The organism is Perlabentimonas gracilis, assembly GCF_011174675.1.
Lineage (GTDB): Bacteria > Bacteroidota > Bacteroidia > Bacteroidales > Tenuifilaceae > Perlabentimonas > Perlabentimonas gracilis.
Map to the genome: position 1 here is coordinate 1 of NZ_JAANIG010000002.1, position 22075 is coordinate 22075.

General features: G+C 43.2%; 22 protein-coding genes and 1 tRNA gene. 16 read left to right on the plus strand and 7 right to left on the minus strand.

Annotation, left to right across the window (positions count from 1 at the left end; translation table 11 throughout):
• Positions 1–113: 113 nt before the first annotated feature.
• The 8 genes from G8O23_RS01315 to G8O23_RS01345 all read left to right on the plus strand — a co-directional run bounded on the left by G8O23_RS01315 (position 114) and on the right by G8O23_RS01345 (position 7197).
• Positions 114–932, plus strand: a complete 819-nt coding sequence (locus G8O23_RS01315) for a PD-(D/E)XK nuclease family protein (protein WP_166360970.1) — start codon at positions 114–116, stop codon at positions 930–932.
• Positions 929–1519, plus strand: coding sequence for a hypothetical protein (locus G8O23_RS01320; protein WP_166360972.1), 591 nt, complete (start codon positions 929–931; stop codon positions 1517–1519). The genes G8O23_RS01315 and G8O23_RS01320 overlap by 4 nt, the downstream gene beginning before the upstream one ends.
• Positions 1520–1551: 32 nt before the next feature.
• Positions 1552–4770, plus strand: coding sequence for a type I restriction endonuclease subunit R (locus G8O23_RS01325; protein WP_166360974.1), 3219 nt, complete (start codon positions 1552–1554; stop codon positions 4768–4770).
• A gap of 51 nt (positions 4771–4821) precedes the next feature.
• Entirely contained in the window at positions 4822–5031 is a 210-nt protein-coding gene (locus G8O23_RS17355; RefSeq protein WP_235942227.1) for a hypothetical protein, read from the plus strand.
• Between the two features lie 34 nt (positions 5032–5065).
• A complete protein-coding gene (gene rhuM / locus G8O23_RS17360; RefSeq protein WP_235942228.1) occupies positions 5066–5266 on the plus strand; it encodes a RhuM family protein in 201 nt (66 codons plus the stop codon).
• A 146-nt stretch (positions 5267–5412) separates the two neighbouring features.
• On the plus strand, positions 5413–6075 hold the full coding sequence (locus tag G8O23_RS01335; protein ID WP_166360976.1) for a hypothetical protein: 663 nt from the start codon (positions 5413–5415) through the stop codon (positions 6073–6075).
• Positions 6072–6911, plus strand: a complete 840-nt coding sequence (locus G8O23_RS01340) for an agmatine deiminase family protein (RefSeq protein WP_166360978.1) — start codon at positions 6072–6074, stop codon at positions 6909–6911. Before G8O23_RS01335 ends, G8O23_RS01340 begins: the two co-directional genes overlap by 4 nt.
• 64 nt (positions 6912–6975) lie before the next feature.
• Positions 6976–7197: a helix-turn-helix transcriptional regulator gene (locus G8O23_RS01345; RefSeq protein ID WP_166360980.1), complete on the plus strand. Its 222-nt coding sequence runs from the start codon at positions 6976–6978 to the stop codon at positions 7195–7197.
• 3 nt (positions 7198–7200) lie between these two features.
• Here G8O23_RS01345 and G8O23_RS01350 read toward each other — a convergent pair whose 3' ends face one another.
• The 7 genes from G8O23_RS01350 to G8O23_RS01380 all read right to left on the minus strand — a co-directional run bounded on the left by G8O23_RS01350 (position 7201) and on the right by G8O23_RS01380 (position 14173).
• Positions 7201–7731, minus strand: coding sequence for a hypothetical protein (locus G8O23_RS01350; RefSeq protein WP_166360982.1), 531 nt, complete (start codon positions 7729–7731; stop codon positions 7201–7203).
• 219 nt (positions 7732–7950) lie between these two features.
• Positions 7951–8024: transfer RNA gene (locus G8O23_RS01355), tRNA-Arg, on the minus strand.
• A 90-nt stretch (positions 8025–8114) separates the two neighbouring features.
• The gene (rplS, locus tag G8O23_RS01360) at positions 8115–8477 is read right to left on the minus strand and encodes a 50S ribosomal protein L19 (protein WP_166360984.1); all 363 of its coding nucleotides are present in this window, start codon (positions 8475–8477) and stop codon (positions 8115–8117) included.
• Positions 8478–8655: 178 nt separating this feature from the next.
• Positions 8656–10404, minus strand: a complete 1749-nt coding sequence (locus G8O23_RS01365) for a dipeptidase (RefSeq protein WP_166360986.1) — start codon at positions 10402–10404, stop codon at positions 8656–8658.
• Between the two features lie 152 nt (positions 10405–10556).
• A complete protein-coding gene (locus G8O23_RS01370) occupies positions 10557–11639 on the minus strand; it encodes an anhydro-N-acetylmuramic acid kinase (protein WP_166360988.1) in 1083 nt (360 codons plus the stop codon).
• 12 nt (positions 11640–11651) lie between these two features.
• Positions 11652–12350 carry a hypothetical protein gene (locus G8O23_RS01375; RefSeq protein WP_166360990.1) on the minus strand — a complete coding sequence of 233 codons (699 nt, stop codon included), beginning with the start codon at positions 12348–12350 and terminating at the stop codon, positions 11652–11654.
• An 83-nt stretch (positions 12351–12433) separates the two neighbouring features.
• The gene (locus tag G8O23_RS01380) at positions 12434–14173 is read right to left on the minus strand and encodes a M23 family metallopeptidase (RefSeq protein WP_166360992.1); all 1740 of its coding nucleotides are present in this window, start codon (positions 14171–14173) and stop codon (positions 12434–12436) included.
• 135 nt (positions 14174–14308) lie between these two features.
• Here G8O23_RS01380 and G8O23_RS01385 point away from each other — a divergent pair, with 135 nt between their 5' ends.
• The 8 genes from G8O23_RS01385 to G8O23_RS01420 all read left to right on the plus strand — a co-directional run bounded on the left by G8O23_RS01385 (position 14309) and on the right by G8O23_RS01420 (position 22074).
• Positions 14309–14602: a hypothetical protein gene (locus tag G8O23_RS01385; protein WP_166360994.1), complete on the plus strand. Its 294-nt coding sequence runs from the start codon at positions 14309–14311 to the stop codon at positions 14600–14602.
• Between the two features lie 17 nt (positions 14603–14619).
• Positions 14620–14934: a cell division protein ZapA gene (locus tag G8O23_RS01390; RefSeq protein WP_166360996.1), complete on the plus strand. Its 315-nt coding sequence runs from the start codon at positions 14620–14622 to the stop codon at positions 14932–14934.
• 308 nt (positions 14935–15242) lie between these two features.
• Entirely contained in the window at positions 15243–16778 is a 1536-nt protein-coding gene (gene rny / locus G8O23_RS01395; protein WP_166360998.1) for a ribonuclease Y, read from the plus strand.
• A 115-nt stretch (positions 16779–16893) separates the two neighbouring features.
• Positions 16894–18033, plus strand: a complete 1140-nt coding sequence (locus G8O23_RS01400) for a DegT/DnrJ/EryC1/StrS family aminotransferase (RefSeq protein WP_219932362.1) — start codon at positions 16894–16896, stop codon at positions 18031–18033.
• A gap of 46 nt (positions 18034–18079) precedes the next feature.
• Entirely contained in the window at positions 18080–18658 is a 579-nt protein-coding gene (locus G8O23_RS01405) for an acyltransferase (protein ID WP_166361000.1), read from the plus strand.
• An 11-nt stretch (positions 18659–18669) separates the two neighbouring features.
• Positions 18670–19620 (plus strand): Gfo/Idh/MocA family oxidoreductase, encoded by a 951-nt coding sequence (locus G8O23_RS01410; protein ID WP_166361002.1) that lies wholly within the window; start codon positions 18670–18672, stop codon positions 19618–19620.
• Between the two features lie 6 nt (positions 19621–19626).
• Positions 19627–20928, plus strand: a complete 1302-nt coding sequence (locus G8O23_RS01415; protein WP_166361004.1) for a nucleotide sugar dehydrogenase — start codon at positions 19627–19629, stop codon at positions 20926–20928.
• Positions 20929–21018: 90 nt separating this feature from the next.
• Positions 21019–22074, plus strand: coding sequence for an NAD-dependent epimerase (locus tag G8O23_RS01420; protein ID WP_166361006.1), 1056 nt, complete (start codon positions 21019–21021; stop codon positions 22072–22074).
• Position 22075 lies beyond the last annotated feature (1 nt).

Below are 22075 nucleotides of genomic sequence, written 5' to 3' on the forward strand. Positions count from 1 at the left end.
TCTCATCAGGATGCTGCTTTACAAAATCTATAAAATTCATTTTCAATATATTTTGTACAAATATAATAATTTAGGCACATTAGCGGATAATCATATAAATTAAATTGAGGAAAATGGTTGAAGACAATTTTGATATCACCTTTTTAAATAGTTATCAAGAAATTAATGAAGAATTGCCTCAAATTGAGATTGACAACTTAAGGTATTATTTCAATAATCTTGTAAGTGGAGTAAAGCAAATCAAATCGCAGTATGAAGAACTAAGGCTTGGTGTTGATAAGGAAAACTACGGACATTTGTTAAAGAATTTTCGAATTGTTGAAAAAAATGCGTTAGTTTATTTGGAGAATGAAGCCCCTTACTTCAATATATTTTCAACTTTAAATATTGCTCATTATGAAACAAAAGTTCATACTCCATTTTTATCTAACTTGCTAGATACAAATGGCTCCCATGGTCAAGGACGATTGTTTTTCAACACTTTTATTTCTCATCTATTTAAAGGAAGGATTGACACTGAGTTTATTAATGACATTTATTTGAAGCAAGAAGAAAGAAGCGATTTTGGTCAAGTTGATATTATTATTCGATATAGGTACAAGGGTGTTGGTCGAGTAATAATAATTGAAAATAAAATTTATCACCACGATGAATTTCAACAACTTGAAAGGTATTACAAAAGAATAAAAGACGAGTTATTCATCTCCAATGGTAATTTCCACTTAATATACCTTACTGTTAATGGTCGACAACCTTCCGAAAGATCAATCTCTAACAAACTATTCCAGCAACTTCGTTTAGAAAATGCAATAAGTTGCTGGAGTTATTATGAAGATATTGTTTCAATACTAAACGAGTCACTTAAAAAGAATAAAGCAGCAGTTGTAAGTGAAACTATTAATCAATATATTAAAACAATTTTATCTTTATGAGTACAAACAATTATGAAGAAGAAATCTATAAATTTCTAACTCAACCTGACAACTATGAAAACCTATTATCGCTTGTTTCTAATTTTGAAATGATTAAAGCTAAATTAATAAAGAGTTTTAGGCTTGAGGTTTCCCTCAAAGTAGAAGAAAGGCTAAAATCTGAAAGTAAAGATAACTTTGTGGTTAAGTATAACAACAACAAAAACATAATAGAAGTTTATAAACAGGAATGGTTTAAGGGAGAGCATTTGCCAATAATTAAGTTCGTATATGCATTTACAAATAATCCATATACTGGTATAAAACATAATAATGAATCAAAGAAACTATCCTTTCAGAAAGCTATTGAGATTAGAGAAGAAGTGCTCGATAATCTTTATGGTTATGAGATAAGAAGTGACGAGGGAAGATTTATTGTTTGGAAAAGAAACTCAGCAGGTTTTGATATTAGCAATGATATAAATAGAGAATTGAAAAAAATACTTCCTGAATGTCGTGAGGAGATTGTTCAGCAATTTACAGAAGATTTAGTAGCCTTGGTTATTAAATCAACTTCTATAATTGATGAATTAATAGAAAAAATCTGATTTCATAATAGTTGATTTAATAGATTAATCTAATGCCCTACGAATACTCCGAAGACCACCTAATAGAGCAAACCGCAATGGATCTGTTTCTCAATCAGCTGGGTTGGGATACTATGATTACTTACAACAAGGAGACCTACGGAGAGGGCAGTACGTTGGGCCGCTTAAGCAGGAAAGAGGTTGTAATTAAAAGGCTTTTTTTGGAGAAGCTACAGGAGTTTAACCCAAACCTTCCGCCGCAGGCCTACCTGCAAGCTTACGATAAGCTGCTGGAGGAGAGTGTTACCAAATCGCTGGCAGAGATTAACTTTGAGAAATATCAGTTCTTACGCAATGGCATTCCCGTTGATTTTGTGAACGAAAAGGGCGAGCAGGTAAAAAGCAAAACGCTAAAGGTTTTCGATTTTAGCAATGCCGAAAACAACAACTTTCTGGCGGTTCGCCAGCTATGGATACAGGGTAAAAGCAACCGCGAGCGCCGTCCCGATATTATTGGCTTTGTTAATGGCATTCCGCTACTCTTTATTGAGTTGAAGGCAGCCCACCGCAAGCTCGAGTATGCCTACAACGAGAATTTTACCGATTACAAGGATGTTATCCCCAAGCTATTCTACTACAATGCATTTGTTGTGCTAAGCAACGGCTTGGAGAGCCGTATTGGTAGCGTTACGGGCAAGTACCAGCACTTCCACGAGTGGAAACGTATTACCGAGGACGATGAGGGCATTGTTGCATTGGATAGAATTATTGTGGGTGTGTGCGAAAAGAGTAGGTTTATGGATATGTTCGAGAACTTTATCCTTTTCGATACTTCGCTCGGTTCGCCAGTTAAGCTTATTGCTCGCAACCACCAGTTTATTGGGGTAAACAAAGCCATTGAGAATTTTAAGCTTAAGGAACAGCTGCACCAAATGAGTAAAATTACCCTTGAGGAGAAGCAGAAACTGGGCGTATTCTGGCATACGCAGGGAAGCGGTAAATCCTACTCAATGGTTTTCTTCTGCCAAAAAATCCACCGAAAGTTTACTGGTAGCTACACATTTCTTGTGGTTACCGATAGGAACGAGCTCGATACGCAGATCTACGGAACCTTTAGCGGGGTTGGTGCTGTGCCTCAGATTAAATCGGGTTCAAAGACCTCGCTAAAAGCCAGTAGCGGAAACCATTTACAGGAGTTGCTAGGCTCGGAGCATCGCTACCTGTTTACACTTATCCACAAGTTCAACTTCGACCATGAAATTACCCAGCGTGATAATATCATAGTAATATCCGATGAGGCGCACCGTACCCAAGGCGGACAGCTAGCAATGAATCTGCGTAATGCGTTGCCCAATGCTTCGTTTATTGGTTTCACCGGCACTCCCTTATTCAAAGGCGATGAGCTTACAAAACGCATTTTTGGCGATTATGTGTCGCGATACGACTTTAAGCGTAGCGTTGACGATGGCGCAACCGTTCCGCTTTACTACGAGAATCGTGGCGAGTACCTTGGACTGAAAAACCCTGAAATAAATGAGCAGATAAGGGGCGTGCTCGATGCAGAGAGCGAGGATTTGGATAGCGATCAGAGGAGCAGGCTTGAACAACTATTTTACAGAGAATACCCAATACTTACTGCACACAAAAGGCTTAATTCCATTGCCAAGGATGTGGTTTGGCATTTCTGCAACAGGGGGTACAAGGGCAAGGGGATGTTTATTGCCATCGATAAGATTACAGCAGTTAAGATGTACGACCTTATACAGAAGCATTGGATCGATTACATTGAGCAAGTGGAGAAGGAAATTGCTAAAGGGAAGTATGGCGATCAGGAGATGCTGGAAAAGGGGCGTGAGCTGCAATGGATAAAGGAAACGGAAATATGCGTAGTGGTCAGCTCCGAGCAGAACGAGATACAGAAATTCCAAAAATGGGATTTGGATATTGAGCCACATCGCGAAAAGATGAACTCGCAGGATCTTGAAAAGCGGTTTAAGGACGACAACGATCCCTTCCGCTTTGTGATAGTTTGCGCCATGTGGATTACAGGTTTCGATGTGCCCACCCTTTCAACCATGTACATCGATAAACCACTAAAATCGCATACCCTTATGCAGGCCATTGCCAGAGCAAATCGTATTAGCGAGGGTAAGAATAACGGTTTAATTGTGGATTACATCGAAACCTATTCGGCACTTCTCGATGCGCTGGCAATTTACGGAACTGGCGGATCATCGGATGGCAAGCCCATTGACGAGCCACCTGTAATGCCCAAGGAAGAGCTGGTAAAACTGCTCGATGAGGCAATGGCTGCAATAGAGTCGTTCCTTCTCGACGAGGTGGAGTTTAACCTAACTGAACTGGTAAGCACCGATGGTTTGCAGAAGTTAGCAGCAATAGAGAAAGGACTTAATGCCATTTACACAAATGATGAAACTAAGAACAAATTTCAGATTCTAGCACGCGAAGTTTTCAAGAAGTACAAGGCCTTACAGCCTGATAAAGTTTTAAACGAATACACACCAAAGCGCAACGCAATCAACGCATTGTACTCTGCAATAGAGGATAACGTTCAAAGTTCCGATGTAACCGATATAATGAGAAAGATTCAGAATGTGGTTGACCAGTCAATTGAGAATATGGTTGCAGAGCCTAGCAAGGAGATTGGAAGCGTTATCGATCTTAGTAATCTAAACTTCGAGTTACTTGAGCAGTATTTTCTAAACACCAAGAATAAGAATGCTGCCGTTAAATCGTTAAAGGACAAAGTTGAGCAAGAGCTAAAACGAATGGTCGAGCGCAATCCTATGCTTGTTAACTACTACAAGCGTTATCAGGAGATAATTGAAGAGTACAATAAGGGCAAGGATGAAGCGGCAGTAAAAGAGGTTTTTCGGAATTTAATAGAGCTAGTTAATTCATACACAAAGGAGGAAGTTGAGACAAAGAGAGAGAATCTTACCGATGAACAGAAGGCCATTTTCGATTTGCTCCGCAAGCCAAATCTCACTCCACAGGAAAAGAAGCGAGTAAAGAAAATTGCCATTGAACTCCTCGAAGAGCTGAAAAAAGATAAGCTACGAATTGTGCAATGGTCCGAAAAAAGCGTAACCGCAGCAGCAGTTTTCAATGCCGTGAACAAAACGCTTTTCGAAAGTTTACCATACCCAACCTATGAATCAGATGAAGTTGATTTGATTACTAATATGATATACGAACATCTCAAACAGCAATATTATGGTGGGGGCGTTAGTATTTATGGGACTTACTGATAATGAGAGCCATATTTAACATGATAATCTAGTCTAACCTATAAATATTCAATGAAGAAAACCACCCCAAACCCAACCCAAGGCTTCAACCAAATACTTCACTATACCACTCCAAACGGCGAAGTGAAGGTGGAGATATACCTGCAGAACGAGACCATTTGGCTTACCCAGCAGAAAATTGCGGATCTGTTTGGGGTTGAAAGAACGGTTGTTACAAAGCATATTGGCAATATTTTTAAATCGGGCGAATTAGATGAATAGGTGGTATGTGCAAATTTTGCACATACCACTCAACATGGCGCAATTAAAGGGTAAACACAGGAGAAGAAAGGTTAAATTCTATAATCTTGATGCAATAATATCAGGGGGCTACAGAGTAAATAGCCAAGGGGCAACCGCATTAAGTATTTGGGCCACCGAATCCCAATACAGAAATAAATTTGCTGCCAAGAATCGCAATGGTTTTGATATTTCGAGAGATGGTCTAAGTATTTGATAAATAATTTAATAAATAAAAAAAATCTATCCTAACTTTACCTCTCTTTAACAGTAAAATGTCCATTCGTTAAGTCTGGTTTTTGTAATTTCGTTATCACAAGATTAAACGTATTTAAATGTTTAACAATTAATCAAAAAGCGAATATGGAAAAGAGCAAAAAAGTGTCGTTGTATAAATCCATTGCTAAGCGGAGCTTCGAAACCAGGCTAAACCTGTATGTTTTCGAAATGGCTTTAGAATCTGCGGGTGATCAAGCCGATTTGGATGCTGAGCGTTTCAATAAATTTTCAATAACCCCTGAGCTAGTTGAAAAATACACCGCAGAGTACTGGCAAACCGAACGGACAAAAAATATTGGTAACAAAACGGTTGATGAGATATACAAATGGATGAATAGCTATAAGGAAAAGAATAAGAGTGCTATTGAGTTGATTCAGGCTGGTTACATCCAGAACTTCAACCAGGTTTTTCCTGAACAAGATTTCGAGCAGCTGCTCGAACAGAAAAGTTGTTTCTACTGCGGCTTAACCATCAACGATGTGGAGTCGCTTGCAACTAAGCGGAAATTATTTAAGAAGAATGAGCGGGGTTGGTCGCTGGAGATTGATAGGAAAAACTCCAACCTAGAGTATTCCAAAGAGAATAGCGTTATGTCATGCTACTGGTGCAATAATGCCAAAACCGATGAGTTTACAGCCGAGGAATTTGCAGTTATTGGCAAAGCCATTGCTATGGTTTGGCACGACCGGCTTAGGGAAAGCAATATAATTGGCAACTTGACCGACTTAATATTTACAAAGAAATGATCATCGATAGCCAAACCAACTTCGTGTACTTCTCGGGATTGCTTAGATCAACCTTTCCAGAGGAGTACGCTAGAATTTCATCTATCCTTAATGAGCATAAAGTAAACCATGGACTTTTAAAAAGCACCAAAGGCTATTGGTGTCGCGATTATATGCCCATACAGATAGGTGAGGGGGAGTTTGTTGGTTTTCGATACGAGCCTTCGTACCACAAAGAGCCCGAGGATATTGCTGCCCAGTCGGACCCCAAATTGGTTTGCCAAAGCAATGGCATTCCAGCTAAGTTCAGCAACATCAACCTCGATGGGGGCAATGTTGTTCGTTGGCACAACAGGGTAATGATATCCGATAGGATTTTTGATGAGAATGAGGAAATACCTCAGGTAAAGCTAATTGATCAACTCGAAAAGTTTTTTAAAGCTGAAGTAATTGTCATACCTCAAGTTAAATGCGATATGACTGGCCATGCAGATGGTATGGTTAGGTTCGTTGGTCGGGATACAATCCTGATAAATGAGCTCGAGAATGAATATAAATATTGGCAAAAGGGAATTAAAAGGGTCATAATAGAACATAACCTAAATTACATTGAGGTACCTTGGTCTGAGCCAAAATCAAATAAGACAATCTCGGCTTTAGGATGCTACATCAATTACCTTCATGTTGGTGATTTAATCATACTGCCAAAGTTTAATGATGATAATCTTGATGCAAAAGCGTATAATCTAATTCAATCGGTTTTTAAAACTAGCACTGTCAAAACGGTCGAAATAAATAGAATTGCTGAGGAAGGTGGCGTGTTGAATTGTATATCATGGGGAATCTTATCTCAATAAAATATACCCGAACGGGTATAAAACATATACAAAACATCGTTTTTATACCCGAAAAGGTATAGTTATGCTACTAGGCGAATTTTTAAAGCAAAGGCGAGCTGCCACAGGGCTTACCCAGCAGGCTCTGGCCGAAAAGGCCGGAGTGGGTTTGCGTTTTGTCCGTGAAATGGAGCAGGGCAAGGAGACCTTACGGCTCGATAAGGTGAATCAGGTGCTCCGGTTGTTTGGACATTGGGTGGGAGCAGTTCCCATTCCACGTAAAACTCTACTTGATGAGGTTGAATAGAGATTAGGTTGTGGGTAGTTGGCTTGAACTGTCACCCATTTTCTTTCCCGTACATTCTGCCACTCTTTTAGCTATATCCAATAAGAAAGTTTCGCACTCACTCCCATTGGAATAAACGGTAAACCTTACATTTCTATTCTTTGTATCCACATCAACATGGTAAAGGGCGTATTCGTTTTGCTGTGTGAAGGAGAGGCCAAAGCCCTCGTTCTCAATTTGGGAGAGTAGCTCACGCTCCTTATTCCTATGTGATGACGCCCCTTCGAAGTCCTGATTTTTGACGCACTGTAGTTTAAGGCTTCTCGCATCAAGGCACTTATTCAACAATTTTTTCAGCTTGGCGTATCTCTTTGTCGAGAATTTGTTATGGCAAAGGAAATCGACATCAAGGGTTGCTCCCTTTCGTATCATCTCTTCAGTAAACCCATCAATAAACTCATTGTAATCAAAGCCCCGGAGTAAATTGGTTGGAATTTCTTTGGCGTCAAAGCTCCAGAGCAAATCGGCAAGAATAAAGTTGTATTTCGCTTCCATTTTTTGCTTTAAAGGTACAGTATGATTACGTCAAACTATGACGCTTCGATGGATATAGTTTTTAAGTATGTGGAATTTGCTCTTGGTAGATCTTAGGTAATGAGAAAATGGGGTATAAGTATGAAAAAGAATATCTTGGCCTTCGAAGAAGTAAATCGTTTTGTGTGCACAACAAAAAACCACTTACAAATATTACTCTGTAAGTGGTTCGTTTTTAAGTGACTCCGCCAGGATTCAAACCTGGAACCTCCTGATCCGTAGTCAGGTGCTCTATTCAGTTAAGCTACGGAGCCGTTTGCGGGTGCAAATATAGCACTTTATTTTAAAACCCGAATGGGTGAGTTAAAAAAATCCCCGAATTTTCGAGGATTTTTTTGGGTTTGCTATTTCTTTTCGATTCTAACAATCTTCTCCTTGATCCTAGCTTTCTTACCAGTTAGGTTGCGTAGGTAGAAAATCCTAGCACGACGTACCTTACCAGTTTTGTTAATCTCAATACTATCAATAAATGGTGAGTGATATGGGAATATCCTCTCAACACCTACACCACCAGAAACCTTGCGCACGGTGAAAGTTTCGGTTACTCCACTGCCTTTACGCTGAATAACCACTCCGCGGAAGCTCTGGATCCTCTCCTTGTTTCCTTCCTTAATTTTGTAGTGAACGGTTACGGTATCACCGCTCTTAAACTCGGGATGCTGCTGCTTTGCCTCAAATGCTTGCTCCGCAATTCTAATAAGTTCCATTTTATTGTTTTTAAGGTTTGTTCCACAACACGCAATGTTACTAATATTCAGTTGCCAAGTAAGAGATTGCGCTGAAAAATGTGCCGCAAAAGTATAAAAAATATTTGTAACAAAATAGCCCACAGTAAAAAAACTGCCCTATGGACAGTTTTTTTACTAAGCAACTAATTTTTGCTTTTTAGTCTTCTTCGGGCATTAGCAGCTTGTCGCCGGTTGCCTCAATTACTTGTTTCTTCCACCAGTCAGGATACTGTGGATTACCTATCCTTGCTGGCGCTCCACCATACTTGTTCCACTTGAAAACGCCATCCTCTTCCTGCTTAATGTTACCATCAATATACTTAATTAGCAAGAATTCGAACATCTTCTGCCATCTGGCTACCAGCGCATTGGCTGTATTAACAGAGTAGGTAGTAAGGAACTCTAGGGCCAACTCAGGATCTTCCTCATAAAGTTTTTTGGCCGTCTTATCAATGGCAGGAGTCATTGTGGTGTAATGATTCTCCAGTTGTTGCTGTACCTTACGGATATCTGCACTCATCACGTCGTAACGAAGGTATGCAAAGTTGGCCACCTTGTTGAAAACCCAAAATGCAGCATCGGCAGAGTAGGTGTGGATATCGCCATTGCCAACGGCAAATGTTTCGGGGGTGCGGGTCGATCCGCAGTAAATGGGAGTGTATACGGTTGTGGCAGCATCATCAACGCTAAACCAAAGTATACCACCTACAGGATCGGGTAACCAGCTACGACTTTGAGTTACAAAAGAGAAACCCGTTTGCTGAGTTGCAGTAGCACGCTCGTTCACGTAGGTTTTCCCCTCGTATTTCCAGGTTAGCGGACGCCAGCGGTAGGGTAGGCCATGAGGCCCAGCACCAGGATCTTTGCTCATATCTAGCTCGGTGCCCTCAAGGTGATCGCGCATGAAATTCATTAGATCCAGCGCCGAAATTTTATTCTCAGGCTTAATCCATAGTGGCATACGGTTAGCCATATCATGCCCCTTGGCGTACTCAAAATGGTTCCACATGCTCTTGTCGATATCCTTAAAGAAGGCCCATACTCTCATCTCGCAGAAGCGTGCCGATCCAAAATCGAGTGGTGCATAGGTGTCGGAGAAGCTAAAGTCCGAACCATCGCCACTGTAGTAGCCCTTGCTGCGGGCAAAGTCAACCACATCATGGGCATAAACAACCTTAACATCTTTGTCAAAAATCTTATCCAAATTTTTTGAGCTGATTGAGGTTTTTCCATCCTCCTTGGGGAAGGTTGTAATACGAGCATGGTTGGCATGGGCACTTACGTAGCCGTCGGGGATAAGCTTTGCTACCCATACTGCGCCCTTGTTGGCATTGTAAACTTTTTTGGTGCGGCGCTCTGTTTTAAGGTCTGTTCCCTTGCCAATTAGCTCCATGATCCAAACCTCGTTGGGGTCGGCTATTGAGAACGATTCGCCACTGCTGTAGTAGCCATAGGTTTCTACCAGTTCAGCCATAATCTTAATGGCCTCGCGGGCGTTCTTTGCCCTCTGTAGGGTGATGTATATTAGGCTGCCGTAATCGACAAGCCCTGTTGTGTCAACCAGCTCACTACGACCACCGTAGGTAGTCTCTCCAATCGCTAGCTGAAACTCATTCATATTGCCTACCACTCGGTATGTTTCGGCAACCTGGGGTATTTCACCAAGAAATTTTCCTGTATCCCACTCGTACACCTTTAGCATGGTTCCGGCAGCGTGCTTAGCTGCAGGCCAAAAGTAAAGTTCACCATAGAGGTAGTGTGAGTCGGCAGCATAGGTTATCATTGTTGAACCATCAACGGACGCTCCCTTGGTCACAAGGAAGTTTGTACAGGCTTGTGCCTTGGGTAAGAGTAGCATGGCTACCATTGCCAACCCAAAGCCTAAAAGTCTGAAGGAAGTTTTCATAGATACACTTTTTTTGGTTTGTATTCTGCACAAAAATAGGAAAAAAGCCCAAATACCAAAGGGGGACTGTTCCTTATTGCAAATGACTATTGTCTCACATACTATAGAGTGGCTTGGGGGAGGAAAGCTTAACGAAAATTTTATGAAATAAACTAGTAGTATAGACAGCCACCAATTGAGTTGGTTAATGAGCCAGTTACGCTTGCTAGGCTCGATGGGGTTTTCCTGAGGTAAAGAACAGCCAAAAAAGCAAAGATCAGGGCTTCCTTAAAATCAATTACCTCGTCGGATGGGATAATTAATGAATTGTTGGTTTTTTCATCGATAAGATCGGTAAGGAATGGGTTTCTTGCACCTCCACCAGTTAGTAGCACTGTGCCCGATTCTTTTGCAGCAAACGATTCAGCAATTTTGGTCGCAATATGCTCGTAAACCGTTCGTATTTTATTCTCTGGGCTGGCGCTATGGATATCAATAATGGGGAAGAATGTGTTCTCGAACCATTCCCTGCCAAGCGATTTCGACACTTTACTGTTGTAGTAATCGAGCGAGTTTAGCTTCTCAAGCAATGACTCATCAATATTTCCCTGCCTACCCAGCTCACCATCCTTATCGTAGGGCATTGAATAATAAAGTTCCATTAGCTTATTAAGCGCCATATTTGCAGGGCATATATCGTAAGCAACTCGTTGGTCATTGGTGCTGTACGATAGGTTTGCAATGCCCCCAATGTTTAGGCAGATGTCGTAATTGGGAAACAGCAGCTCATCGCCAATGGGAACAAGCGGTGCTCCCTGCCCGCCGCGAGCCACATCGCCACTACGAAAATCGCATACACACTGTATGCCCGTTCCGGCTGCTATATGTGCACCGCTCCCAATTTGGGTGGTGTAGCCATGCGTTGGATCATGGAAGATGGTGTGCCCATGCGAACCTATAGCATCGATTTGATCTGCAGTAAAATCCTTTGTAAGCTCGTTTATTTTATCTGCAATCCATACTCCAAACCAGGCGTTTAGCATGGCAAGTTCCCGCCCGCTAAGGTTGTAGGCTTCCATTAGCCTTTGTTGCAAAGGCTTATCGTATTCAACCGATTTGGTTTTTAGAATGCGATAGGTCCAGCTTTCACCATTATGTATAAACTCTGCTAGGCACAAATCAAGGCCATCGTGCGATGTACCCGACATCACCCCAATGGCTTTGTAGGTATTGCTTGTGGATGGAGTTAACCCCATTGGACAGGGAGGTTAAAACTGCCTAAGCAGTTTCTGCATGGTAACATTGGTTAACCCAAGCAGCGTATTGGTGTCGTTTCTTTCGTACTCGTCTCTGTTAATCAGACCCTTGAAGGTGTCGTCGTTCATAACCCATGGGGTAGTGGCGGTAATGGTGCTGCTAACCCTCTGTATGGGTAAAATTCCCCTATCGTTATAAATGGTAACATCAATGGTCATTGAGGGAAGGCATGCCCCTTCTTGGTCTAATCCTTCCATAAGCGTTGTGTCTACAGTTGCCCTTGCGCCATAGCCCATCTCGCCTTTGGGTATACCCGAACTTATGGTGAGGTCAACTTTAAGGTAGAACCTGGTACTACCATGCTTAAGCGCCCTGTTGATATTTACGTTAGGGAAGTTGTACTCATCGTATTTAAAGCTACTGCCATGCGAATTTATTGGTAATATGTACATACCCGTTTCCTGCTCAAGATGCGCCTTAATCAGATACCAAGTTCGTTCTTTGGTTACCGCTAGCATCCTGTCGGCGCGCCTACTCTCAGCTTCGGGAAAAAGGTGGGCAAACGAATCAAAATTGGGTTTTATATCTTTGGCAATGTTGTAGTTGAAAGCAATAAGCGCTAGCTGTCGGTTTTGGTACTTTTGCGATTGTGCTTGAGAAGTTATAGTAAGAGTAAGTAGGCTAATTGTTGTAAGTATTAAACTTTTCATAGTGTTTGTTGGTTAATCTTGCTATGCAAAAATACAACAAAATATATGCACATGGCATGTTGTATTCTCAATTAAAAATATACTTACCAAAGAAACTTGCATTCGAAAATACTGGTGTTCTCTTTATTGTCGGTTACTGTGAGCTTTAGCTTATGGGTTTTATTCCGTTCGAGCCTCTTGTTGTCAAACTCATAAAATATCAAATTATTTTTCGGGTCATGCTCAAACAGTACCCAATTTCCATTTATTGTTCCCTCAATTGAGGCTATGCCGCTAAGGTCATCTTCAGCCTTTATATCAATTGTCTTCTCCTTCTTCATATCCTTATTTTCCCAAATATTTTGTGGAGTTATGGTTGGAGCAATCGTGTCAACGGCAATCAAAAAATCACCAAAAAAGTTTATCTGTGTTTCAACCCAACCTTCGGTGTGTTGGCCTCCAGCCGATTCAACCTTACCCTCGCGATTTATAGTACCAATCAGCGCTTTGTGCTTAAGGTTCTGAGGAACCGAATCGGCATTTATGGAAAGCGTGTACAGCCTATGCACGGCTGTGTTTGCATTGTGTATTCTGACAACTGGAGAATACGACCCGCTCAATGTGTCGGTAATTTGGTAGGTGAAGTTGATGTTGTCGTATAGCGAATTTTTTGGCAACTGAATGCTGAACCACTCTGTTACTTTGCTATTATCGTTGTAGAATAGCCAAAGTGGATTTGCTGGGCGTAGGGGAGGAGTGGGTTCATCTAGTTTTTTAATTCCAAAGTCGCTCCCCTGCATCACCATATTTAAGTATGCTGTATGTCCGTATGAGTCCTCAATAGTAATGGTGATTTGATATACTGAATCCTTGGCAACCTGCAATCGTCCGTTACCACCTGGCGAACCATACCCGCTAAAAAGGTTGTTGGGCTCTCTAAATAGCTTGTGTACTCGCTTGCCCTCATCTTGCCTTAGGGCAAAATCGATATGGCTATTGGCATAGCGTGTTTCGGAGAAGCTGAACTCATCAACGCTAAACTGATAGGTTAATCGTTTGTTAATATGTTTTCTAATGCCATATATTCCGCATCGTAAGCTGCCCCGGTTAATGTAGTCATAGGCTTTTACTCCCAATCCAATGGTACCTTGAACCCTAATGGTGTCTTTTATTGTGTATGAGCCGTTTTGGCCCTGAACATTTAGCTCGGTCCGGTTGTTTTTACCTTGGATGTAGCTCGAGTCGTCGAGTGGATATATCCACAGTCCGTTGATAACGGGTTTAAGGTTGTCTCTAATGGGAAGATTGCTAAACGATGGGTTCATCGGAATTTGGTTCGTTGTGCTTCTCACCTCGTAATGAAGGTGTGGGCCACCTGAGCTACCAGTGTTTCCGCTTAGGCCAATGAACTCTCCTCGCTTTACAGGAAAGTCCTTGGCGCTAACCCATATATCTATTTCAAACGATTGACGTTCGTACTGAAGTTCTTTCACATACTCATTAATGGCTGGTGCAAACCTGTCGAGGTGAGCGTAAACAGTGGTGAGCCCATTGGGGTGCTGGATGTAGATGGCTTTTCCAAAGCCAGTCCCACCCACTCTTATGCGCGAGATGTGCCCATTTTCCGAGGCGAATACCTCTTGCCCAATTTTTCCGCCAGTTCTAAAATCGAGCCCAGCGTGAAAACTATTGGTTCGTATCTCTCCGAACGATCCCGATAGGAAAAGTTCACCCTTAAGCGGTGGATGTAAATCGAAAGGGCTGTTGGTGGGTTGTCCGTGCGCAAGTTCGCTGGCACAAAGAGTGATAATGGTTGTAAGCCAAATGGCAAAAGAGTAAGGCATAACTAGTTCAGAAATTTTAAGTAAGGCAAAGCTAGTATTTTAAAAAGTTTTTTCTCATCTTAGAGCAAAATTTGATCGCATTTTTTGATAATCTCTCAAACTCGTTGTAATTTTGTAATACTTTAAATCGAGCATATGTCTGTAGCGCAGAAACCAATTCAAACAAGTCTTAAAGCAAAGATTCAGGAGCTGATTTCTGCATACGAAAGCTTAAAGGAAGAGAACCAAAGGATGGCAGAGCACAACGCAAGGCTAGAGACTATTCTCAACGAGCGTGAACTCGCCTACCTTGAGCTCGATAAGAAGTATAATCAACAGCAGATTGCCAATGCATTTGCTGCATCGAGTGAGGATGCTCACGATGCAAAAATTAGGGTGAATAGGATTGTGCGGGAAATTGACAATTGCATTGCTCTTTTAAACAGATAGTTAATTAGATTAAGTCGATGGAGGAAAAGTTATCAATACGTGTGAATGTTGCTGATAGGTACTATCCTCTTAAGATCGATCGCAGCGATGAGGAGAAAATCCGAAAAGCTGCCAAGCTTATTAACGAGAAGGTGGCTCAGTACAAGAGCCGATACACTGATAAAGATAAGGATCTTCAGGACTTCTTGGCCATGGCAGCTTTACAGTTTGTGATAAAACTAATTGAAAGTGAGAACCGATTCGAGGTGGCGCCCGTGATCGACGAGCTTAGCGAATTGGATGAGTGGTTGGACGATTATCTGGTGAAGAGTAATATACGTTCTTTAAAATAGTACTGCCCGCACTGTTTCCTTAACATATTGCGAAACTCAACACTATCATCATTGGAGAAGGACTTAAGCTAATGTAGAGCAGGCCTTATTTCAGCCTGGCTGAAATCTCAATTTAATTGAGACGTTGGAAGTTCGAAATTGGCGGCCACTCCACCCATGCTATTTTGGGGTTTCAAATATCATTAGGGAATGCAGTGCGGGCTTTTTGTGTCTTGACATTTAATGCATGGTTGGACAGCAGCTGTGCTTACATATAGTACACTGGCGAATACCCAGTTCTTTTAAGTTTTTTTACTAATACTAATAATATGTTAACTGAAATAATAATTGCCGTTTCCGCCCTAATAGTGAGCGGCTTTGTAACATACCTCATTTGGAACAGATTGCTTGCCAAAAAGAAAGAGGCCATTGTTCGCGAAGCCGAAACCGAGGCGGAGGTTATTCGTAAGGAGAAAATCCTACAAGCTAAGGAGAAATTCCTTCAGCTTAAGACCGATCATGAGAAGATGTTCAACGAGAAGAACAGCAAGCTGCTGCAGGCTGAGAATAAGCTTAAGCAGCGCGAAACAACATTTTCTCAAAAATTCGAAGAGTTCCAGCGTAAACAGCGCGAGGTTGACACCATCCGTGAGAACCTCAGCAACCAGCTAGCGCTTGTCGATAAACGAACCGAAGAGCTTGAACGTCTCCACAGAACACAGGTCGATAAGCTGGAGGCAATCTCGGGGCTCTCGGCCGAGGAGGCCAAAGCGCAGCTTATCGAGTCGCTTAAAGCCGAAGCTAAAACCGAGGCCATGTCCTATATCAATGAGATTATGGATGAGGCCAAGATGACTGCACAGAAGGAAGCTAAGCGGGTGGTGGTAAATACCATTCAGCGCGTAGCCACCGAGTCGGCCATCGAGAACTCCGTAACCGTATTCCATATCGATTCCGATGAGATTAAAGGCCGTATCATTGGCCGCGAGGGGCGTAACATTCGTGCTCTCGAGGCGGCCACCGGGGTTGAGATTATCGTTGACGATACCCCAGAGGCCATTATTCTTTCGGCTTTCGATCCTGTTCGCCGCGAGATTGCCCGTTTGGCTCTGCATCAACTGGTAACCGATGGTAGGATTCACCCTGCTCGTATCGAGGAGATAGTTCAGAAAACCCAAAAGCAGATTGAGGAGGAGATCATTGAGATTGGTAAGCGTACCGCCATCGATATGGGTATCCACGGGTTACACCCCGAGCTAATCAGGCTGGTTGGTAAGATGAAGTATCGCTCATCCTACGGACAAAACCTGCTGCAGCACTCCCGCGAAGTGGCTAACCTTTGCGCCATAATGGCAACAGAACTCGGTCTAAATGCAAAGCTGGCTAAACGTGCCGGATTGCTGCACGATATTGGTAAGGTGCCCGACGACGAGCCAGAATTGCCACACGCAGTGCTGGGCATGAAGTTGGCCGAGAAGTACAAAGAGAAACCTGAGGTATGTAATGCCATTGGTTCGCACCACGACGAAACCGAGATGACTACCCTTATAGCACCGATAGTGCAGGTTTGCGACGCCATTTCGGGTGCGCGTCCCGGCGCTCGTCGCGAGGTGGTTGAATCGTATATAAAGCGTTTGAAAGAGTTAGAAAACCTAGCTATGAACTATCCTGGCGTAACCAAAACCTTTGCCATTCAGGCTGGCCGTGAACTTAGGGTAATCGTGGGAAGCGAGAAGGTTTCCGACGAGGAGGCAGCAAGCCTATCATACGATATCGCCAAGAAAATTCAGGACGATATGACCTATCCCGGTCAGGTTAAGATTACTGTTATTCGCGAAACCAGAGCGATTAGCTATGCTAAGTAGATAGATTAAGATGCCTAATTAAATTAAATATTAGCCCCGTTAAGGCGTTTGCCTTGATGGGGCTTCTGTTTAAGTTTTTTCTGTAATTTTATTCCTTACTAAAATATGTACCTGTATGTCTCAGTTTGCTAACCTTCAAATGGTCGATTTAAAAGGCCAGTACCTTAAAATAAAGTCAGAGGTTGATGCCGCTATCCAGAGTGTTATTGATAACACTGCTTTTATAAAAGGGGAACCCGTAAAACAATTCGAGGAGGAGCTGGCTCATTATTTAGGGGCAAAACACGTAATTGGTTGTGCCAACGGCACCGATGCGTTGCAGCTAGCCCTTATGGCGCTTGGGCTCAAGCCCGGCGATGAGGTAATTACTCCCGATTTTACCTTTATTGCCACCGTGGAGGTGGTAGCGCTACTTGGCCTAAAACCCGTACTGGTAGATGTTGATATGAACGACTTTACCATTGATATTGATAGCCTAAGGGATGCCATAACCCCGCGTACAAAGGCCATCATCCCTGTGCATCTTTTCGGACAGTGTGCCAATATGGAGGCTATCATGCAGCTAGCCAACCAGCATGGGATTTTTGTTGTGGAGGATACAGCCCAAGCCATCGGTTCAACCTACACATTTTCCAACGGAAAGTCGCAGATGGCTGGTACCATTGGGCATTTTGGGTGCACATCTTTCTTCCCCTCCAAAAATCTCGGTTGCTTTGGCGATGGTGGCGCCATCTTTACCAATGATGATGCTCTGGCCGAGGAGGTTCGATCCATTGCCAACCACGGTATGAGGGTAAGGTATCATCACGATAGGATAGGGGTGAACTCACGCCTCGACACCATACAGGCGGCTGTGCTAAGAGTTAAACTCAAGCATCTGGATAGCTACAACGTTGCTCGCCAGCAGGCTGCCCAGCGCTACGACGACCTGTTGGGTTCGGTTGCTCAGCTGCAAATCCCAGCTCGCGTAGCTTGGTCCAACCATACTTTTCATCAGTACACGCTCCGCCTGCTAAGCGGCAATAGGCAGAAGCTGATCGATAGCCTAAAAGAAAATGGAATACCCGCCATGGTGTACTATCCCATTCCGCTGCATCGGCAAAAAGCGTTTCAGCCCTATGTCGATGCCAATGCAGCCAAGGTTTTTCCCAATAGCCTTGAGTTGTCGCAGCAGGTTTTTTCTCTCCCGATGCACACCGAGCTGAACGATGATATGCAACAATTCATCGCCGAGAATGTGATAAAATCATTGTAGATATTGATGCCGTTTGGTTATCTTTGTTTACCCAAAAACTAAGCGTATGGATAGCAACTACTTTGCGCATGAAACAGCAGTTATTGACCCAGGATGCAAGATTGGTAATGGTACCAAGATCTGGCATTTCAGCCATATCATGACCGGGTGTACAATTGGAGATTCGTGCAACATTGGTCAGAACGTTGTAGTGTCGCCCGATGTGGTGCTTGGCAATAACGTGAAGGTGCAGAACAACGTATCGATATACACAGGAGTGATTTGCGAGGATGATGTATTTCTTGGCCCCTCCATGGTGTTTACCAACGTAATCAACCCGCGGAGTGCGGTGAACAGGAAGAGTGAGTACGCTAGAACCCTGGTGAAACGTGGTGCCACCATTGGTGCCAATGCTACCATAGTTTGTGGTATTACCCTTGGCGAGTTCAGCTTTATAGGGGCGGGCGCCGTAGTGATACGCGATGTGCCTTCCTTTGCTCTGGTAGTAGGCAATCCCTCGAAGCACATTGGTTGGATGAGCGAGTTTGGTCATCGTCTTAACTTCAATGATAAAGGCCTAGCGGTATGCCCCGAGAGCAACGTGAAGTACCAACTTAGGGAGGGTAAGGTAGATAAGCTTTCGTAATTTAATTTGATATGTCGAAAAATTTTAGCCTCATAGGCTCAGCTGGGTTCATTGCCCCCAGGCATCTAAAGGCAATAAAGGATACGGGAAATAACCTGTTGGCTAGCCTCGACAGGCACGACTGCGTAGGTATTATTGATAGCTATTTCCCCGATGCCGATTTCTTTATCGAGTACGAGCGCTTCGATAGGCACATCGATAAGCTCAAGCGGCAAGGCGTTCATATGGATTACGTGAGCATCTGCACGCCCAACTACCTGCACGATTCGCACATCCGATTCGCCCTGCGCCATGGCGCCGATGCCATCTGCGAGAAGCCCATCGTGCTGAATCCATGGAATGTTGATGCGCTGGAAGAAATTGAGCGTGAAACGGGCCGTAAGGTTAACACCATCCTGCAGCTGCGCCATCATCCCTCCATCCTTGAGCTGAAGCGAAAGGTTGAGGAGGCTCCCAAGGATAAAGTTTTCGATATCGATCTTACCTATATAACTAGCCGTGGGCGTTGGTACTTCATTTCATGGAAGGGCGACATACAGAAGTCGGGAGGAGTGGCCACAAATATTGGTGTGCATTTTTTCGATATGCTCACCTGGATTTTTGGCAATGTGAAAGAAAACATCGTGCACGTGTCGCAACCCGATAAGGCTGCAGGTTACCTTGCGCTTGAGCGCGCTAGGGTGCGCTGGTTTCTTAGCGTCGACTACAACGATGTTCCCGATGAGATTAAGGCCAAGGGTCAGCGAACATTCCGTTCTATAAACATTGAGGGCGAGGAGTTGGAGTTTAGCGGCGGGTTTACCGACCTACACACCGTGAGCTACCAAGAGATACTTAGGGGTAAGGGCTATGGTCTAGCCGATGCTCGTGGTTCAATACAAACAGTTCATCATATTCGTAATACTAGGCCTCTTGGCCTTACCGGCGATTATCACCCATATTGTAAAAAACTAAAGTTGTAGAATGCTATGAACCTTTACAAAGACCTTGTTGATAAAAAAGAGAAGCTAGCCGTTATTGGCCTAGGGTATGTTGGCTTGCCCATTGCCATTGAGTTTGCCAAGAAGCTTAAGGTGGTAGGTTTCGATATTAAGCCCGACAGGGTGGAACTGATGAAGAAAGGCATTGACCCTAGTCGCGAGCTTGAATCAGAAGCATTTGAAGGTTGTGATATTCTCTACACGGCAAATGCCGAGGATCTAAGCGATGCTAAGTTTTACGTGGTGGCCGTTCCAACTCCCATTGACGATCATAACTTACCCGATTTAAAACCCGTACTAGCCGCAACCGAAACAGTTGCTAGGGTATTGAAGAAAGGCGATTACGTGGTGTACGAATCGACCGTTTACCCTGGATGTACAGAGGAGGACTGTGTTCCACTTCTTGAAAAAATATCAGGGCTGAAATACATCGACGATTTTAAGGTGGGATTTTCGCCCGAGCGCATTAACCCTGGCGACAGGGAGCATACGCTCACAAAAATTGTAAAAGTATCGAGTGGTTGCGATGAGGAGTCGGCAGAGATTATTGCCAAAACCTACGAGTTAATCATTACTGCCGGAGTGCATAGGGCAAGCTCCATAAAGGTGGCCGAAGCGGCCAAAATAATAGAGAACACCCAGCGCGATATCAACATCGCATTCATGAATGAGCTTTCGCTCATATTTAATCGTATGGGCATTAATACCTATGAGGTGCTTGAGGCAGCTGGCACAAAATGGAACTTTTTGAAGTTCTTCCCTGGCCTAGTGGGGGGACACTGCATTGGGGTCGATCCCTACTACTTGGTTTACAAGGCTAAGGAGCTGGGTTATCATCCTCAGATCATTAGTGCAGGTCGTTTTATCAACGATTCGATGGGTGGATACGTGGCAAAGCAAATTGTTAAGAAAATTATTGCTCACGATAAGAATGTGAAGGATGCACGAGTGCTTGTTATGGGTGTTACTTTTAAGGAGAACGTAAGTGATATTCGAAATTCTAAAGTAGTTGATATTATTAACGAGCTTAAGTCGTATGGAGTTAAGAATATTGATGCCGTTGATCCGTATGCCGATGCCGAGGAGGTAATGCAGGAGTATGGCTACAAATTAGCTAAGGAGCCAATGGGTAAGTACGATGCTATAGTTGTGGCAGTTAATCATAATCAGTACTTAAGCCTTGATAGTTCCTACTTCAACAATATAGCTTCCGACAATTGCATCTTTGTTGATGTGAAGGGTGTTTTTAGGGAGAAAAGACCTAATGGATTAATGTATTGGAGCTTATAGCTATTGTAAGTGCTCTGGTTCGCTTTCAAACTTGAATGGTTTGGCGGAGCACATTAAGAAGTACTCTGCCCAATTACAGATAGATACGAGATGAAAATTTTAGTAACAGGAACAGCAGGTTTTATAGGTTTTCATTTAGCCAAAAGGCTTATTGCCCGTGGCGATGAAGTGGTGGGGATTGATAGCATAAACAGCTACTACGATGTTAACCTGAAGTACTCGCGGCTAAAGCAAACGGGAGTTAATCAGGGTTCGATTGAGTACGGCATACCAGTGGTTAGCAACCAGCACCCTAACTATACTTTTATTAAGCTAAACCTTGAGGATAGGGAGGGTATTAATAAGCTGTTCGAGGAGCATAGGTTTCAACGTGTATGTAACCTTGCCGCACAGGCAGGGGTAAGGTATAGCCTGGAGAATCCAATGGCCTATGCCGACAGCAACATCGTTGGCTTTATCAACATACTTGAGGCTTGCAGGCACAACGGGGTTGAACACTTGGCATACGCCAGCAGCTCCAGTGTTTATGGTCTAAACGAGACCATGCCCTTTTCAACCTGTCATAATGTGGATCATCCCATAAGCTTATATGCGGCAAGTAAGAAGAGCAACGAGCTCATGGCTCATACATACAGCTACCTATTTGGTTTGCCAACTACAGGTTTGCGATTCTTTACTGTTTATGGCCCATGGGGAAGGCCCGATATGGCGCTGTTCCTATTCACTAAGGCTATACTAGAGAACAAGCCCATTGATGTGTTTAACAATGGCGATATGCAGCGCGATTTTACCTATATCGACGATATCGTTGAGGGGCTAATTCGAGTGATTGATAACGCACCGGCAAAGGATTCCACTTGGTCGGGAGCCAAGCCAAACCCGTCATCATCTGTTGCACCATACAAGATATATAACATAGGGAATAGCAGCCCTGTAAAACTTATGGACTTTATAGATGCCATAGAGAATGCTTTAGGGCGAAAAGCCCAAAAGAATTATATGCCATTGCAAGCAGGTGATGTTCCCTCGACATGGGCCGATGTGGAGGATCTGTGGGGTAAACTGGCCTTCAGACCTAACACTTCAATTGAATTGGGTGTTGCTCAGTTTGTAGCCTGGTACAAACAGTACTACGGCGTAGAGTGAT

What these genes read in the sequence shown, in the direction of transcription:
- G8O23_RS01315 (WP_166360970.1), top strand. Translation starts at nt 114, where the DNA reads ATGGTTGAAGACAATTTTGATATCACCTTTTTAAATAGTTATCAAGAA.
- G8O23_RS01320 (WP_166360972.1), top strand. Translation starts at nt 929, where the DNA reads ATGAGTACAAACAATTATGAAGAAGAAATCTATAAATTTCTAACTCAA.
- G8O23_RS01325 (WP_166360974.1), top strand. Translation starts at nt 1,552, where the DNA reads ATGCCCTACGAATACTCCGAAGACCACCTAATAGAGCAAACCGCAATG.
- G8O23_RS17355 (WP_235942227.1), top strand. Translation starts at nt 4,822, where the DNA reads ATGAAGAAAACCACCCCAAACCCAACCCAAGGCTTCAACCAAATACTT.
- rhuM (WP_235942228.1), top strand. Translation starts at nt 5,066, where the DNA reads ATGGCGCAATTAAAGGGTAAACACAGGAGAAGAAAGGTTAAATTCTAT.
- G8O23_RS01335 (WP_166360976.1), top strand. Translation starts at nt 5,413, where the DNA reads ATGGAAAAGAGCAAAAAAGTGTCGTTGTATAAATCCATTGCTAAGCGG.
- G8O23_RS01340 (WP_166360978.1), top strand. Translation starts at nt 6,072, where the DNA reads ATGATCATCGATAGCCAAACCAACTTCGTGTACTTCTCGGGATTGCTT.
- G8O23_RS01345 (WP_166360980.1), top strand. Translation starts at nt 6,976, where the DNA reads ATGCTACTAGGCGAATTTTTAAAGCAAAGGCGAGCTGCCACAGGGCTT.
- G8O23_RS01350 (WP_166360982.1), bottom strand. Translation starts at nt 7,731, where the DNA reads ATGGAAGCGAAATACAACTTTATTCTTGCCGATTTGCTCTGGAGCTTT.
- rplS (WP_166360984.1), bottom strand. Translation starts at nt 8,477, where the DNA reads ATGGAACTTATTAGAATTGCGGAGCAAGCATTTGAGGCAAAGCAGCAG.
- G8O23_RS01365 (WP_166360986.1), bottom strand. Translation starts at nt 10,404, where the DNA reads ATGAAAACTTCCTTCAGACTTTTAGGCTTTGGGTTGGCAATGGTAGCC.
- G8O23_RS01370 (WP_166360988.1), bottom strand. Translation starts at nt 11,639, where the DNA reads ATGGGGTTAACTCCATCCACAAGCAATACCTACAAAGCCATTGGGGTG.
- G8O23_RS01375 (WP_166360990.1), bottom strand. Translation starts at nt 12,350, where the DNA reads ATGAAAAGTTTAATACTTACAACAATTAGCCTACTTACTCTTACTATA.
- G8O23_RS01380 (WP_166360992.1), bottom strand. Translation starts at nt 14,173, where the DNA reads ATGCCTTACTCTTTTGCCATTTGGCTTACAACCATTATCACTCTTTGT.
- G8O23_RS01385 (WP_166360994.1), top strand. Translation starts at nt 14,309, where the DNA reads ATGTCTGTAGCGCAGAAACCAATTCAAACAAGTCTTAAAGCAAAGATT.
- G8O23_RS01390 (WP_166360996.1), top strand. Translation starts at nt 14,620, where the DNA reads ATGGAGGAAAAGTTATCAATACGTGTGAATGTTGCTGATAGGTACTAT.
- rny (WP_166360998.1), top strand. Translation starts at nt 15,243, where the DNA reads ATGTTAACTGAAATAATAATTGCCGTTTCCGCCCTAATAGTGAGCGGC.
- G8O23_RS01400 (WP_219932362.1), top strand. Translation starts at nt 16,894, where the DNA reads ATGTCTCAGTTTGCTAACCTTCAAATGGTCGATTTAAAAGGCCAGTAC.
- G8O23_RS01405 (WP_166361000.1), top strand. Translation starts at nt 18,080, where the DNA reads ATGGATAGCAACTACTTTGCGCATGAAACAGCAGTTATTGACCCAGGA.
- G8O23_RS01410 (WP_166361002.1), top strand. Translation starts at nt 18,670, where the DNA reads ATGTCGAAAAATTTTAGCCTCATAGGCTCAGCTGGGTTCATTGCCCCC.
- G8O23_RS01415 (WP_166361004.1), top strand. Translation starts at nt 19,627, where the DNA reads ATGAACCTTTACAAAGACCTTGTTGATAAAAAAGAGAAGCTAGCCGTT.
- G8O23_RS01420 (WP_166361006.1), top strand. Translation starts at nt 21,019, where the DNA reads ATGAAAATTTTAGTAACAGGAACAGCAGGTTTTATAGGTTTTCATTTA.